The following is a 14,805-nucleotide window of genomic DNA, read 5'->3' on the forward strand; positions in this document are numbered from 1 at the left end:
GTGGATCCCGTAGCTCCTGCCGTGTGACGAGGGCGGCGGCAGGTGTCCACGGCTTGTCGGTCCGCGATTACGGGCGAGGGCGTTCACACCTCTGGCACCCGAGGCGGGTAGAGCTCCACACCTGTCAGGTGTGACGGTTTCGCTGCGAGTGATCTCGGCTGGGCAGGGCTATGCCTACCTGCTGCGGTCGGTCGTGACCAGTGACGGGAACGAGCTGCAGACGTCGGCGTTCACGCGGTACTTCACGGAGGCGGGTACACCGCCCGGGGTGTGGATGGGCCGCGGCGTCGAGCACCTCGGCGACGGCGTCCTGGTGCCCGGGATGACGGTCACGCCGTCGCAGCTGCAGGCGCTGCTCGGTCACGGGGTGGACCCGGTCACCGGCGAGCCGCTGGGGCGCCCGTTCCGGGAGTATCCGACGGCGAAGGAGCGTGCGGCCGTCCGGGTTCGAGACGTGGATCGTTCGCTGCCTGCGGCGGCGTTCGACGCCGAGGTGGCACGGATCCAGGCTCAGGAGGCGGCGCGCGGGAGCCAGACGGCGACGGCGGGGTTCGATCTGACGTTCTCGGTGCCGAAGTCGGTGTCGGTGCTGTGGGGGTTGGCGGACGCGACGACGCAGGAGCTGATCGTCGCGGCGCACCATGACGCCGTCGGCCAGGTGCTGGACTTCCTCGAGCGGGAGGTCGCCGCCACCCGGACGGGGCATGGGGGAGTGGCGCAGGTCCCTGTGGTCGGGGTGGCGGCGACGGCGTACGACCACTGGGACTCGCGCGCGAACGACCCACAGCTGCACACCCACCTGGTGATCTCGAACAAGGTCAAAGCCGCCCACGACGGCAAGTGGCGCACCCTGGACTCGCGCGCCCTGCACCATGCCGTGGTCGCACTGTCCGAGCACTACAACGCCGTCCTGGCCGACCGGCTCACCAACACGTTCGGCATCGGATGGGAGCGGCGCGACCGCGGGCCCGACAGGTCGACGCAGTGGGAGATCGCCGGCGTCCCGGACGAGCTGTTGGCGGAGTTCTCCTCCCGGTCTCGGCACATCGACGTCGCCACCGATCGCCTGATCGCCGACTACGAGGCAGCGCATGGCCGCCGACCCTCGCCGCGGGCGATCGTGAGGCTGCGCGCCCAGGCGACCCTCGCCACGCGGCCGGAGAAGTCGATCCACTCCCTGGCGGACCTCACCGCCGGCTGGCGACGTCGGGCAGCACGCCTGATGCGGTGTGGTCCGACCGAGTGGGCGCGCGACCGGACCGTCGGAGGAACCGTCCGGTCCCTGACTGCCGACGCCGTGCCTCTCGACGTCGTCGAGCAGGTCGCGGCCGAGGTGGTGGCGAACGTCTCGCAGAAGAGGTCGACGTGGCAGCACTGGAACCTGTGGGCCGAGGCCTCGCGCCGCACGATGCACCTGCGGTTCGCCACGGCGGGCGATCGCGAGCAGGTCGTCGCGATGATCACCGACGCCGCCACTCGCCGATCCGTCCAGCTCACACCCGGCGAGCTGGCCAGCACTCCGGCGGCGATGTGTCGGCCCGACGGGACGAGCACCCTGCGTCCGCGGCACAGCGAGCAGTTCACCAGCCACGAGCTGCTCGCGATGGAAGACAGGCTCCTGTACCTCGCCGAAGACAACGGCGGGTCGGTTGTCGATCGGACGACGGCGGCGCGCGTGGTCGCGGGACGCACGCCCGACGGCGTCCAGCTCGACCCCGAGCAGGCTCGCGCCGTGGCGCAACTGCTCACCTCAGGAAGGCGGCTGGACACGCTCGTGGGCCCGGCCGGCACGGGCAAGACCACGGCGATGCGCGCCCTGGCCGCCGGATGGATCGCCACGCACGGGCAGGGGAGCGTCGTAGGGATGGCGCCATCGGCTGCAGCCGCTCAGGTGCTCGCCCACGACCTCCAGATCCCGTGCGACAACACCGCGAAGTGGATCTACGACCACCGCCGCGTCCGCACAGACTTTGCGCCGGGCCGGCTGGTGATCCTCGACGAAGCGACCCTCGCCTCCACTCGAGCCCTGGACACGATCACAGCCCGCGCCGCTCAGGTCGGAGCCAAGGTCGTCCTCGTCGGCGACCCCGCTCAGCTGCAGTCCGTCGATGCCGGCGGCGCCTTCGCCATGCTGGTCGCGGCACGAGGCGAGGACGCGCCGTGGCTGACCGAGGTGCACCGGTTCATCCATGACTGGGAGAAGACCGCCTCGCTGGGGTTGCGCGACGGCGACCCCACCGTCATCGACGAGTACGAGGCGCACGGCCGACTCCGCGAAGGCAGCACCGACGAGATGGTCGACGCCGCCTACACCGCCTGGCGACACGACGTCGATGCCGGACGGGCGAGCATCCTGGTCACGGAGGCCGCCGCAACCGTCCGGCAGCTCAACGACCGCGCCCGCGCCGAACGCATCGGCCTCGGGCTGACCTCCACCGGACGCGACGTCGCGCTAAAGGACGACACCCGCGTGTCAGCAGGCGACGTGATCATCACGCGCCGCAACGACCGCCGCCTACGCACCGGCGCAACGGGCTGGGTCCGCAACGGCGACCGCTGGACGGTGACCCACGTGCGCCTGGACGGCGGCCTCGAAGTCCGCCCCGAGGGCCGACGCCGAGGGAGCGTGATCCTGCCCGCGGGTTACGTAGCAGTGCACGTCGACCTCGGCTACGCGGTCACGGCCCACCGCGCGCAGGGCCTGACGGTGGACACGGCGCATGTGGTCGTCGCGCCGTCGAGCACGCGAGAGAACCTCTACGTGTCCATGACCCGCGGCCGAGATGCCAACACCGCCTACGTCGCCTTGGACAAGCCCGACCCGCTCCACGCCACGCCGGCCGACCCGGACGTGACCGCGCGCAGCGTGCTGTTGGGCGTGCTGAACCACTCCGGCGTCGAGAACTCGGCACATCAGGAGGTCGAGTCCGAGCAGACCCGGTGGGCCGGCATCCGCGAGCTCGTCGCCGAGTACGAGGCCATCGCCACCAACGCACAGCGAGGGCGCTGGACCCGCCTTCTGGGGGACGCGCTGCGGCAAGCCGGCGGACTCACTCGGGAAGAGGCCGACCAGGTGATCCGCTCTGAAGCGTTCGACGTCCTGACCGCAGGGCTGCGCCGAGCCGAGGCGTTCGGCCACGACGTCGACACATTGCTCCCCCGCCTCGTCTCTCAGCGTGGCCTGCACGACGCCGAAGACGTCGCGGCCGTGTTGTGCGCCCGCCTGGCGCGAAGCTCGGGCCGTCCCGTTCGTGGCACCACACCAGATCTCATCGCGGGCCTCCTCCCGGCGGCCCGAGGACCGATGTCGGCCGAGGTCGCCCGCGCGCTCGAGGAGAGGCGTCACCTCATCGAGCAACGCGCTCGCGCTCTCGCTGAGGTCGCAGTAGACCAGGGAGCGAGATGGGTGAGGGGGATAGGTGAATGTCCCACCGATGCGAGCGATCGAGAACGATGGCTGGGAGACCTGACGGTGGTCGCCGCATGCCGAGAGGTCTACGGCGTCCGTGGGCCGCGGCCGCTAGTGCACCCGAGCGACACGATCGCGGCGCCGGGCGACCTGCGTATGGCTCATGACGCCTGGCGTCGCGCCGCGTCGCTTACGCGTCAGTCAGGCCCGGCCTGGGCACCGTCGCCTCGGACCCGGGGCGCCCGAGGCGAAGGTGCCCCGGTAGAGCGTGCCGGACCGTAGGCGTGACCGTCGACGCGGTGGCGCTGGGCGGCGGAACGGGACGTCGTCGTTGCGGACCACGGGAGACCTGAGTCCTCATCGATGAACGGGAAAGCGCGAGCGCGCGGAGGAGAACGTAGATCGGGAGTCGACGGCGCCGCTGCGCCATGGCTTCTGAGTTCACCCAGACCACCCGTTGCGGCACTCTCCGGCGCCGATAGCCTCGGTCGACATGGAGATCGTTGTCGGACTGATCATCGTCGCGATCGTTCTGTTCTGGCTTGCCAACCGGTCGTCACGGCGCCGCAAGCAGGAGCAGAACAAGTCGTCGGGACCTGCGCCCGGACCGGCACCTGCGCCTGCGGCCCCCGACGCCCCGCAGTCGGCGCCGACGCCTGTCACCGCACAGGGGACCGTCACGCTCCGGACGTTCGAGCTGTGGGGTTCTCGCCGTCCCGACTTCGAGGTTGTCGGAGAGGCCTACCGCCGCGACGCGTTCCGGAAGATCTACAAGAAGCGGTCACTCGCTCCAGGCCAGGAGTTCTACGGTGAGGCGGTGTTGATCCCGGAGCGGGGCAACGTACATGACGCCAACGCAGTGCGTGTCGACGTCGACGACGTGGCGGTTGGCTACCTGCCTCGGGAGGACGCCGCGCGATATCGCCCGATCCTCGACGACCTGTTTGAGCGAGCCCGTGTCGCGGTGACCCCCGTCCGGGTCTGGGCGACCAACGCTGACGGGACGTGGCGCGCACGGGTGACGATCGCCCTGGGTGATCCGGGTGAGATCGTCCCGGTGAACGAGCCGCCCGGCGGAGATGTCGTCGAGATCCCGCCCAACTCCCGCACCGTGCAGGTGACTGGGGAGGAGCAGCATGCGGACGTGCTCGCCCCCTACGCGCGGGGTGAACGCACGAGCGTGTGGGTGTCGCTGCACGGCATCGACAAGCCGGGATCGAGGAGTGGCCAGCGCGTCGTCGAGGTCCGCATCGACGGCCAACGCTGCGGCGCCCTTTCACCTGTCACGTCGAGCGACCTTCTGCCGGTGATCGACCGACTCGAGGCATCGGGGAAGCTCGCGGTCGCGCATGCCTCGGTGAGGGGTAACTCCCTGAAGGCCGACGTCTGCCTCGACGTGATGAAGGCCGGAGATCTCACCGAGGACTGGATCGCGGACAACCTGAACTGACGCGCCGTTCTCCCGAGTCCGGCAGTCCGTCGCTTTCGCTGCACACTGCGTTTCCCACTCCATGGCGTGGCACGGTAGAGGGATGCAGCATTGCGCACCGTCGTACCCCCGCTGGACCCCCGCGGACACCTCTTGGGGAGCAAAGCTGCAGGTCAGCGCCCGTTCCGAGCCTTACACCGTGGATGTCGGGGGTTCGAGTCCCTCCGGGCCCACCATCCCCCGCCATTCTTGCGGCGCGCCGCAACCACTCGCTCCACGCCCTCGCTCGGTAGGTCACGACGAACGGCACGCGTTCGCCGCCGGCGGCCTCGAGCCGGGCGCGGATCGTGCGCTCTCTGCCGCGTCTCCCTCCGTCTAGGCCGATTGTCCGGGGACCGAGCCCGGAGGCGGGCCGGGGCTCTTGGGCTCGTCAAGGGAGTCAGCCGAGGGAGAGGACGCCTCTTCAGGCGCCGGCGGGCCGGGGCTCTTGGGCTCGTCGGGGGCGTCGGTAGCGCGACGTGCTCCTCGGGGACCGGCGGGAGCGCCAGGGCTCGTCGGCTCGGTGGGATCGGAGTGCTCTTTGCCGCTCACGGCGTGTCTCCTTCTGTCGTGGGGCGCGGGCTGCGCCCCACCTCGATCGTCGGTCGGGGGAGCCGTGGCCGCACGTGATGGCGACCACGATGCGTTCTGGGTGCTCACGCCTGAGCTCGACGGGCAGATCCCGACCGGATCTGGGCACCCGGAACGAGGTTTCGGAGACGTCGCCCCCGGCGGGGCCCTGCGCCAAGGGTGTGCCGCAGATTCCGGGGAAGAACGCCCTCACCTGTCGGACCGCAGGTGAGGGCGCTCTCGCCCTACGTGGTCCCCTGTCCTTCACGTGTGGCGGGGAACCAGGTGCCACGCTGCTGGACACCCGGCCCGTACCCACCGCGAGAGGCGGCCGGGCGCTTCCCACACTGCCGACGTCGGAGCGTGCGCGCACCATTCCAGGCAGTTTTCACCCGGACCTGACGAATGGCACGGAAGCGGGCTACGGTCGGAGTCGGGTCTTGCGACGGCCTGATCGAAAGCCAGGGGGCTGGAGAGAGGACCACCGTGACAGATTTTGTGACTCCGTGGGACGTCGAGGGAACGCTGGCTCTCGGTGCCAGCTTTCCCGTCGGCCGGTACCGGTTCGACCTGGGCAGTGAGCGTTGGTGGTGGTCTGACGAGACATTCGTCATCCACGGGTTCCAGCCCGGCGACGTCGTCCCGACGACGGAGCTGATCCTCGCGCACAAGCACCCCGAAGACCGGGACCGTGTCAGTCAGGTGCTCCGCCAGGCGTGCGCCACGGGGGCGCCGTTCAGCAGCGTGCACCGCATCATGGACGCGCACGGCAAGGAGCGGACCCTCTCCGTGGTCGGTGAAGGGCACCGCGACGAGACGGGTGCGGTCTGCGAGCTCGTCGGCTACTTCATCGACGTCACGGAGGCGGTGGAGCGTGTCGCGGCTGCCCGGGCCACTGCCAGCATCCGAGCGTCGGCAGCGAACCGTGCCACGATCGAGCAGGCGAAGGCGCTGGTCGGATGGGCGCTCGGCGTCGATGACGAGGAGGCGTTCGCGCGGCTGCGGGAGGCGTCGAACCACACCAACCGGCCCCTGCGCGAGATCGCGCACGACATCGCGTCTGCCGCCGTCGGGCCGGACCGCGTCGCCGACCTGGGCGTGCTGCTCAAGCGTCTCCGGGTCGAGTAGCGGGGCCCAGTCGGGCCCCGCGCGAGGAGTCCCTCCGGGGCCTCAGCGGCGCACTGGCGGTGGCATCTCTGGGCATGTGGTCGCTCGCCGTCTCGCTGGACGCCGTGGATCCCCGCCGTGGGGAGACGGCGGAGGTCGTTGGGGCGTGCGCTCGCGTGGATGCTGCGCGGATCCTCAACATCGGCGACCGCGTCGCTCCTGATCACGCCCAACGCCGACGACTCGGTGCGTGTCCGGGGCTCCCTGAGTCACGCCAGGCGGTCGGTCGCCACGAGATCCTCGCGCAGGTGCCGGGCGTAGCCGCCCGGCGCACGTCCGACGAGCCGGGCGGAGGTGAGGACCTCGGCGCCGGCATCGGCGACGACCCGCGCGCCGACCTGGCGGGCAGCGCGGACGAGGTCGACGTCCTCGTGCACGTCGACCGCCGGAAAGCCGCCCGCTGCGTCGTACGTCGCCGCGCGGATCCCGAGGTTGGCGCCGTGCACGTGGCCGTTGGCGCGCCCCGGCACGTGCCGTGCCCGCCAGGCGGCCGCTCGGTCGGGGGAGAGGTCGTGGAGGCGGGGGCGAACCGTGCCGACCACCACGTCGGCGCCCGAGTCGGCGAGCTCGACCTGACGCACCAGCCACCGGGGCGGCACGACCGAGTCGGCGTCGGTGCACGCGACCCAGGTCCGCGCGGGGGAGACCGTGCCGAGCCGGGCGAGGCCGGCCGTCACGCCCAGGGCCCGAGCACGCCCGACACCCGCCCGCTCCGTGACGAGCGACGAGACCCCGGCACCGCGCACGACGTCGGCGCTCGCGTCGGTGCACCCGTCGAGCACGACGAGGGTCGCGACCCCGAGACCTGGCCGTTCGCACGCGAGCTGCTCGACCGCACCACGGACCGCTGCCAGGCAGGCCGGGAGGAGGTCCTCCTCGTCGTGCACGGGCACGACGACCAGGACCGCCTCGATCGGCGCCTCCCCGCCGGTCTGATCCGTGCCGCTCACGCGAGGCCCGCCTCGCGCGCGACGGACCGTGCCGGGCCGGGGACCAGCACGTCGAGGAGGAAGTCCTCCTCCTCGTGGTGCGCGACGACGCTCAGGTCCTGTCGGCTCGTCACGCGCGCCTGCACCTCGTCGCCGCCGAGCGGGTACTCGGGGACGGGGTGCCGCCAGTGGCACGCCACCAGGACCCCGTCCTCGGCGAGCGAGCCGACGGCGAGGTCGAGGGCGCGGTCCAGGTCGTCGCGGCCGTAGTAGTACAGGACCTCCGACAGCACGACGAGGTCGAACGTGCCGTCCGGCCACTCAGCGGGGGTGTCGAGGCGGAGCAGCCGTGGTCCCTGGCCGAGACGACGCCGGGCGGCGGCGAGCGGCGCGTCCGCGATGTCGACCCCGACCGTGTCGTCGGCACGCCGGGCGAGCTCCGCGGTGAGCACGCCCGTCGAGCAGCCGAGCTCGAGGGCGTTCCGGAACCGGCGGCGGGGCAGCGACGCGAGGAGCACGGCGCGCTTGCGCTCCTCGTACCAGCGGGACTCGAAGCCCCACGGGTCGGTGCGGCCGTCGTAGAAGCGGTCGAAGAAGCCGCGGTCGAGAGAGCGTGAGGGCGCGGCACCGGGGCCGGTCTCGACGAACACCTCGACGGGCCGCGTCGCGTGCCGGACCATCTCGTGCCCGACGACCGGAGCGTCCTCCGGTCGCCCCGTCAGGGCCCGGGTCTGCGAGGTGTGCGCCGCGAGGGCCTTCGCCTTCGCGCCGGACTCGTCGTCCGTGAGCCGCAGCCCGCGCATCGCGTCCCACGGCGCGTCGTCACCCGCCGGGTCGCCCCAGTGCCAGAGCCAGATGGGGTACTCGAGGAGCCGTACGCCGCGCATCTGCGCGACCTCGGCAGAGACCTGCCCGGCGATGCGGTGGTCGCGGTGCCCGTCTCCGCGCCACGGGGCGCAGAGGAGGAGCGGGGCGCCGTCGGAGGCGGCGAGGTCGACGACGGACGTGACGGCGGCGAGCAGGTCGTCCCTGTGCTCGCGCAGGCCCCCGTCGGGCAGGCCGAGCAGCACGACGCGCGCGCCCTCGGCGACCGTGTCGACGGCGTCGAGAAGCTCCCGGCGGCGGACGGCCCGCAGCTCCTTCGGGGACGTCGCGGATCCGGGATGCGAGCCTTCGCCGTCCGTCGCCACCAGGAGCGTGACGGGGACTCCGCGCGACGAGAGGTGGCGCAGGAGCCCTCCCGCACCGAGCGTCTCGTCGTCGGGATGGGCGGCGACCACGACGAGACCGCCGACGTCGTCGAGGTCGAGCCCGCGAGGCCGGTCGAGGATGCCGGCTCGCGCCCACGCGTCCTCCGGCGTGCCGGGCTCGCGGTGGTCGAAGCTCACCACGGGCGGACCCCGGCGGCGAGCAGGTCGCGGCCCAGCGCGGCCTGGTCGCGTTCGGCATGGTGCTGACGCACGTACAGGCCGAGGTCCGCGACCCGGCGGGCGAACTCCTCGTCCGTCGTGAGCGGGCCGGGGCCCAGGGCGTGGGCGCACCGGCGCTGGACCTCGTCGACGGCGTCGGCGACCGTGGTCCGTACGCGGCGCGCGAGCACGGCGGCGGCCGCACCGTCCAGGCCGTCGTCCACCGCGGCGGCCGCCTCGGCGATCGTCGCGCGCGCCGCGCCGAGGGCCACGTCCACGGCGCCGAGGTGGGCGAGCGCGAGCTGGTCGGGCTCGCGACGGCCCAGCGACTCCCACAGCGTCCTCGCGAGGCCCACCGCGCCGCCCCACCAGCAGGCCGCGACCCCGATCCCGCCCCAGGCGAAGCCAGGCCGCTCGAGGTACCAGCCGGCCGCGCCCACGGGTAGGGCGCGAGCGTCGGTGAACCGCACAGGTGCGCTGACCACCTGCGCCAGGCCGCGAGCCACCCACGGCCCCTCGGCGGGGGCGACCGAGGGCTCGCGCAGGTCGACGGCGAACAGCCGCCGTCCGTCGTCCGTCCACGCGGTGACGAGCGCGTGACTGAGCTGGTTCGCGAGCGAGCACCACGGCTTGGTCCCGTCGAGGGTCCAGGCGCCCTCGTCGGAGCGGCTCGCCTCGAGACGGGCCGGGGGCGCCTCGGCGGCGAACACTCCCCAGGTGCTGCCCGGCCCGGCACCGAGCGCGTCGAGCGCCACGGGCTCCGGGACCTGGTCCAGGATCGCCAGCGCGTCGAGGTGCGGCTCCAGCGCCCGCGCGACGCCGACGTCGACGGCCGCGACCGCGGCGAGCGACGCCCACAGCTCGGCGGTCTGCCCCTCGCCCGGGCCCGGCAGGCGCCGTGCGGCTCCGCTGACCCAGGCGAGCGTCGACGGGACGTCCGTCCCGAGCCCACCGACGGCGGCGAGATCCTCGCCGTCGAGCAGGCAACCCGGCCGCGTGTCGCCCGGTGCAGGAAGTCCGTCCGATCCGAGAGCGGGCTGGTGGGTGTGCAGGGGCATGGCCTGGTCGTCCTCCGGTGGCGCGGGTGGTGCGGCCCCCTCTGGACCGAACCCCTAGCGTCGGGGTGGTGACAGGAGTCCGCAACCGCGGAAACCCCGGTGGAAGCGCGAGTCACCTGCGGGACGTCATCGCCCTCCTCGCCTCACTGCGGCCGCGGACGGCGGGACCGTGCCGCACCCCCGGCGGGCGTGGACGGCCCGCGCCATCCAGACTCTCCGGATGACCAGCACTGAGACGTCCGGATCCGGTGGAGCTGCCGGCCCCGCCAGCCTGCGACGAGCGGTGACGGGGCCGCTGTTGTTCCTGTTCATCCTCGGGGACGTGCTGGGTGCCGGCGTGTACGCGCTCATCGGTGAGATGGCCGGCGAAGCAGGAGGCCTGGTGTGGCTGTCCTTCGCGATCGCGCTCGCCATGGCCATGCTGACGGCGTTCTCCTACGCCGAGCTCGTGACCAAGTACCCGCGGGCGGGCGGGTCGGCGGTGTTCGCCGAGAAGGCGTTCCGCAGCCCGCTGGTCGCGTTCCTCGTGGGTTTCTGCATGCTGGCCGCGGGAGTCGTGAGCGCTGCCGGACTGTCGTTGGCGTTCACGGGGGAGTACCTCACCGCGTTCCTCGACGTCCCGCGGGTCCCCGCGGCGATCTTCTTCCTGCTCGTCGTGGCGCTCGTCAACGCCTGGGGCATCAAGGAGTCGCTGCGCGCCAACGTCGTGATGACGGTGATCGAAGCCGCCGGCCTGGTGCTGGTCATCGTCCTGGGGGCATGGGTGATCGGCCGTGGTGACGCCGATCTCGGCGGGGCGTTCACCCCTCCGGAGGACACGTCGGTGGGTCTCGCCGTCCTGGGGAGCGCGTTGGTGGCGTTCTACTCGTTCGTCGGCTTCGAGACGTCGGCGAACCTCGCCGAGGAGGTCCGCGACGTCTCGCGGGTCTATCCGCGGGCCCTGTTCGGCGCGCTCGCCACCGCGGGTGCGGTGTACGTGCTCCTCGGCTTCGTCGCGCCGGCGGTCGTGCCGCCGGCCGAGCTCGCCGCGTCCTCCGGGCCGCTGCTCGAGGTCGTCCGCGTGGCCGGCGCCGTCCCGCCGGAGCTGTTCGCCGTCATCGCGCTCGTCGCTGTCGCCAACGGCGCGCTGCTGACCATGATCATGACGAGCCGGCTCTCGTACGGCATGGCGAAGCAAGGACTGCTGCCCGCCCCGCTCGCGCGGGTGCTGCCGCGCCGACGCACGCCGGGCGTGGCCATCCTGGTGACCACCGCCGTCGCCATCGTGCTCGCCGCGACGGGGGAGCTGGTCGACCTGGCCTCGACCGTCGTCCTCCTGCTGCTGTTCGTGTTCCTCTCGACGAACGTCGCCGTGCTCGTGCTGCGCCGCGACGACGTCGATCACGACCACTTCCGGTCGCCGACGGCGCTGCCGGTGCTCGCCATCGCCACCTGCCTCGTCCTGCTCACCCAGCAGGAGGCGCAGCACTGGGCACTGGCCAGTGTGCTCGTCGCGGTGGGTCTCGTCGTCTACCTCCTGACACGCTGGGTGGCCACACGCACGACCCGCGCGCGCGACGAGGTGGCGTGACCTCGCCTGACCGGAAGCCCGTGCGACGTCGGTGACGAGAGCGGCGCCGGTGTCGGTTTGCGAGCACGGGCAGGACTGCGACGGTGGTGAGAGGTCCAGCAGCGGGCCGTCCCCTCTCGCCATCGGAGGACGACCATGGCCACCGGAGAGACCGGCTTCGACGACGTCACCTACGACCTGGTGTCGGTGCAGTACCACTCGCTCAAGGCGGGCCACGACTACGGGCAGTACGTGCGCGACGCGCGCAACGCCGGCCAGGAGGAGATCGCGGCCTTCTTCGAGCAGGTGATGGCCGAGGACTCGCAGCGGGCGCACCGGTGCCACGAGTTCCTCGGGCAGCTCACCCAGCACGGCACCTCCGCGACGTCGCCGGGAGGCGGCCAGGGGTGAGCACCGACGCGGGGACCGTCGCCGACGCGCTCGTGGGCCGGCTCCTCGACTGGGGCGTCGAGCGGGTCTTCGGGTACGCCGGCGACGGCGTCGACCCCCTGCTCGGCGCCCTGCGCCGGCGGCGGGCGGACATCGAGCTCGTCACCGCGCGGCACGAGGAGATGGCGGCCTTCATGGCGTCGGGGCACGCCAAGTACGGCGGCGGGGTGGGCGTCTGCCTCGCGACCCAGGGACCGGGAGCGGTGCACCTGCTCAACGGCCTGTACGACGCGAAGCTCGACGGGCGGCCCGTCCTCGCGATCGTCGGGCAGGTCGTGAGCACCGCGCTCGGGTCCGGCTACCAGCAGGAGCTGGACCTGCACTCGGTGCTCAAGGACGCCTGCGCGCCCTACCTGCAGAGCGTGACGACCGCGGAGCAGGTGCCGCACGTCCTCGACGACGCCTTCCGCACGGCCCTGGCCACCTCCCGCCCGGTGGGGATCATCGTCCCGCACGACGTGCAGAAGGCGGACGCACCCGAGCCGGGCCGGCACGCGCACGGCCTCGTGCCGAGCTCGACGGCGTTCGCGACGCCGAGAACGATCCCCCACGAGGACGCGCTGGCGGCAGCCGCTGACGTGCTCTCCGAGGGCGAGCGGGCCGCCGTCCTCGTCGGCCAGGGCGCCGCCGGGGCCGAGGACCAGGTACGACGGGTCGTCGAGCGGCTCGGCGCCGGCCTCACGACGTCGCTGCTGGGCAAGCCGCTCCTGGACGAGACGCTGGCCTACCACTGCGGCGTCATGGGACACCTCGGGACCACCGCCTCGGCCGACCTGATGGCCGGGTGCGACGCCCTTCTGATCGTCGGGTCCAACGACCCCTGGACGGAGTACTACCCGCCGCCCGGCCAGGCCCGGGCCGTCCAGGTCGACATCACGGCCCGCCACATCGGGACCAAGCACCCCGTCGACGTCGCGCTCGTGGGCGACGCGCGGCAGACGCTGGACGCCCTGCTCCCGCTCCTGCCCGAGAGGGCAGGCTGGCGACCGGAGGTCGAACGCACCGTCGCCGCCTGGCGGGGCGTGGCCCAGCAGCGCGTCGCCCAGGAGACCCGGCTGCTCAACCCGCAGCGCGTGATCCACGAGCTGTCCGCGCACCTGCCTCGCGACGCGCAGGTCGCGGTCGACGTCGGCTCGGTCACGTACTGGTACGCGAGGTTCCTCCGGCTGCCACCGGGGGTGCCCGCCCACCTGTCCAGCACGCTGGCCTCGATGGGTTCCGCCATGCCGTACGGGATCGCAGCCAAGCTGCTGCACCCCGACAGGCCGGTGGTGGCGCTCGCGGGCGACGGCGCGATGCAGATGAACGGGCTGTCCGAGCTCATCACCGTCGCCGACCGTTGGCGCGACTGGGACGATCCACGCTTCGTGGTGCTCGTTCTCGACAACGGGGACCTGGCCGAGGTGTCGTGGGAGCAACGCGAGATGGAGGGGGACCCGCGCTTCGGAGACTCGCAGCGCGTGCCCGCGTTCCCCTACGCGGAGTACGCCGAGATGCTGGGCCTCGCGGGCACCCGGGTCGAGAGCGCCCAGGATGTCGAGGCGGCGTGGCGTCGTGCCCTCGATGCCGACCGGCCCGTGGTGATCCACGCCGTGGTCGACCCGGACACACCGCTGCTGCCGCCCAGGTCAACCCAGGAGAAGGTCGACACGATGCTGCAGGGACTGAGACAGGAGCCGGCGGGCGCCGACCGTGCCGCACGCCTGCTGACGGAGCAGTACCGCCACGAGTCGCGGGGCTGAGCCTGACCGCAGCCCGGGCCGGCCGGCGGGGCAGCTCACGCGCCCGGCGAGCCGGACGGGGTACGCGGATCGGCGAGGAACGCCGTCAGGTCTTCCCGGGTGGGGAACGACGTGGTCCCTGGTCGGGAGAAGGTTGCCAGAAGCCTGTCGGCCAGCTGCCGCAGGGGGATGTTGCTGTGGTTCGAGGCGGTACGCAGACGGTTGAACGCCTCGTCCTCGTCCAGCGACAGTCCGACGACCAGCACTCCCTTGGCCTGGTCGATCGTGGACCGGCTCTGTGCGGCGGCCCGGATCGACGCGGTCGCCTCGCGTTGGGCCAGCCCTCGGCTCGCCTCGGTGACGTCGATGAAGTAGCCGAAGAGCTCGGCGACCCGCCCGGTCACGGGATCGGCTCGGCCCTGGCCGGTCACCGCCAGTGTCCTGGTCCCGCCCTGTGCGTCGAGGATCCGATGGACCGAGCTGAACGGTTCGCCCGTCGCAGCAGCCTTCTTGAGGACGCTGTCGACCCGCTCACGGTCGTCGGGATGCTTGTGCGCGAGCATCAGATCGGTGGTCGGCACGATCTCTCCGGGCTGGAAGCCGTGCATCTCGAAGATCTCGTCCGACCATGCCCACTCGCCGGTGGCGAGGTCGAGCCGGTAGCGGCCGAGCGGAGGCCGGCTCCCCGGTGCGAGGGCTGCTTCGAGGTCCTCCTCGTGCTGCTGGTCGTCGCCCACGATCCTGCCTCCCGTCGACGCGCCGCCACGGGTCTTCGTGTGAACCCTGGACTGCCGGTGGCTGCGGGTATCCGGTGTCGAAAGACGCGGTCGGGGGGAGTTCGACGCTGAGACTCTGGCGCGGTACCGCACAGTGCTGTCCGGTACCGCGCACCCAGCATGAGGTCCGCCGGCGCTGCTCGCAAGCCCCCGGGCACCGGCGCCCGCCGGCGCTCCGAGCCACCCTCATGATCGTGCGTCGCGGCGGGTCGACCGGCGGCGAGAGCATGTGTCGAGGACGGGTCGGACCCCGCGTCCCGCGGGAGTGGGCAGCGCCGTGACCTGCGCTTCTGCCCACC

The 14,805-nt window shown here is 72.4% G+C and carries 10 protein-coding genes; 6 read left to right on the forward strand and 4 right to left on the reverse strand.

Annotation, left to right across the window (positions count from 1 at the left end; translation table 11 throughout):
- Window positions 1–130 precede the first annotated feature (130 nt).
- From mobF to ACFQ8T_RS03165, 3 genes are all read left to right on the forward strand, one after another.
- Complete coding sequence (gene mobF, locus ACFQ8T_RS03155) at window positions 131–3,691, forward strand: MobF family relaxase (RefSeq protein ID WP_430545110.1); 3,561 nt, start codon at window positions 131–133, stop codon at window positions 3,689–3,691.
- 211 nt (window positions 3,692–3,902) lie between these two features.
- The gene (locus ACFQ8T_RS03160) at window positions 3,903–4,859 is read left to right on the forward strand and encodes an HIRAN domain-containing protein (protein WP_430545111.1); all 957 of its coding nucleotides are present in this window, start codon (window positions 3,903–3,905) and stop codon (window positions 4,857–4,859) included.
- A gap of 993 nt (window positions 4,860–5,852) precedes the next feature.
- On the forward strand, window positions 5,853–6,575 hold the full coding sequence (locus ACFQ8T_RS03165) for a PAS and ANTAR domain-containing protein (protein ID WP_430545112.1): 723 nt from the start codon (window positions 5,853–5,855) through the stop codon (window positions 6,573–6,575).
- A 248-nt stretch (window positions 6,576–6,823) separates the two neighbouring features.
- Here the strand turns inward: ACFQ8T_RS03165 and ACFQ8T_RS03170 are convergent, their stop codons facing one another.
- Genes ACFQ8T_RS03170 through ACFQ8T_RS03180 form a run of 3 tightly spaced genes read right to left on the reverse strand, consistent with a single transcriptional unit; the run spans window position 6,824 to window position 10,010 of the window.
- Window positions 6,824–7,564, reverse strand: coding sequence for a glycosyltransferase (locus tag ACFQ8T_RS03170; RefSeq protein ID WP_430545113.1), 741 nt, complete (start codon window positions 7,562–7,564; stop codon window positions 6,824–6,826).
- Window positions 7,561–8,934, reverse strand: a complete 1,374-nt coding sequence (locus ACFQ8T_RS03175; RefSeq protein ID WP_430545114.1) for a PIG-L family deacetylase — start codon at window positions 8,932–8,934, stop codon at window positions 7,561–7,563. The genes ACFQ8T_RS03170 and ACFQ8T_RS03175 overlap by 4 nt, the downstream gene beginning before the upstream one ends.
- Window positions 8,928–10,010, reverse strand: a complete 1,083-nt coding sequence (locus tag ACFQ8T_RS03180; protein ID WP_430545115.1) for an acyl-CoA dehydrogenase — start codon at window positions 10,008–10,010, stop codon at window positions 8,928–8,930. Before ACFQ8T_RS03180 ends, ACFQ8T_RS03175 begins: the two co-directional genes overlap by 7 nt.
- Before the next feature lie 220 nt (window positions 10,011–10,230).
- Here ACFQ8T_RS03180 and ACFQ8T_RS03185 point away from each other — a divergent pair, with 220 nt between their 5' ends.
- The 3 genes from ACFQ8T_RS03185 to ACFQ8T_RS03195 all read left to right on the forward strand — a co-directional run bounded on the left by ACFQ8T_RS03185 (window position 10,231) and on the right by ACFQ8T_RS03195 (window position 13,751).
- Window positions 10,231–11,580: an APC family permease gene (locus tag ACFQ8T_RS03185; RefSeq protein ID WP_430545116.1), complete on the forward strand. Its 1,350-nt coding sequence runs from the start codon at window positions 10,231–10,233 to the stop codon at window positions 11,578–11,580.
- Between the two features lie 135 nt (window positions 11,581–11,715).
- On the forward strand, window positions 11,716–11,970 hold the full coding sequence (locus ACFQ8T_RS03190) for an acyl carrier protein (RefSeq protein WP_430545117.1): 255 nt from the start codon (window positions 11,716–11,718) through the stop codon (window positions 11,968–11,970).
- Window positions 11,967–13,751, forward strand: coding sequence for a thiamine pyrophosphate-requiring protein (locus tag ACFQ8T_RS03195; RefSeq protein ID WP_430545118.1), 1,785 nt, complete (start codon window positions 11,967–11,969; stop codon window positions 13,749–13,751). The genes ACFQ8T_RS03190 and ACFQ8T_RS03195 overlap by 4 nt, the downstream gene beginning before the upstream one ends.
- A gap of 35 nt (window positions 13,752–13,786) precedes the next feature.
- Here ACFQ8T_RS03195 and ACFQ8T_RS03200 read toward each other — a convergent pair whose 3' ends face one another.
- Entirely contained in the window at window positions 13,787–14,467 is a 681-nt protein-coding gene (locus tag ACFQ8T_RS03200) for a PAS and ANTAR domain-containing protein (protein ID WP_430545119.1), read from the reverse strand.
- Window positions 14,468–14,805: the final 338 nt, after the last annotated feature.

The organism is Isoptericola sp. NPDC056618 (assembly GCF_042792715.1).
Lineage (GTDB): Bacteria > Actinomycetota > Actinomycetes > Actinomycetales > Cellulomonadaceae > Isoptericola > Isoptericola nanjingensis.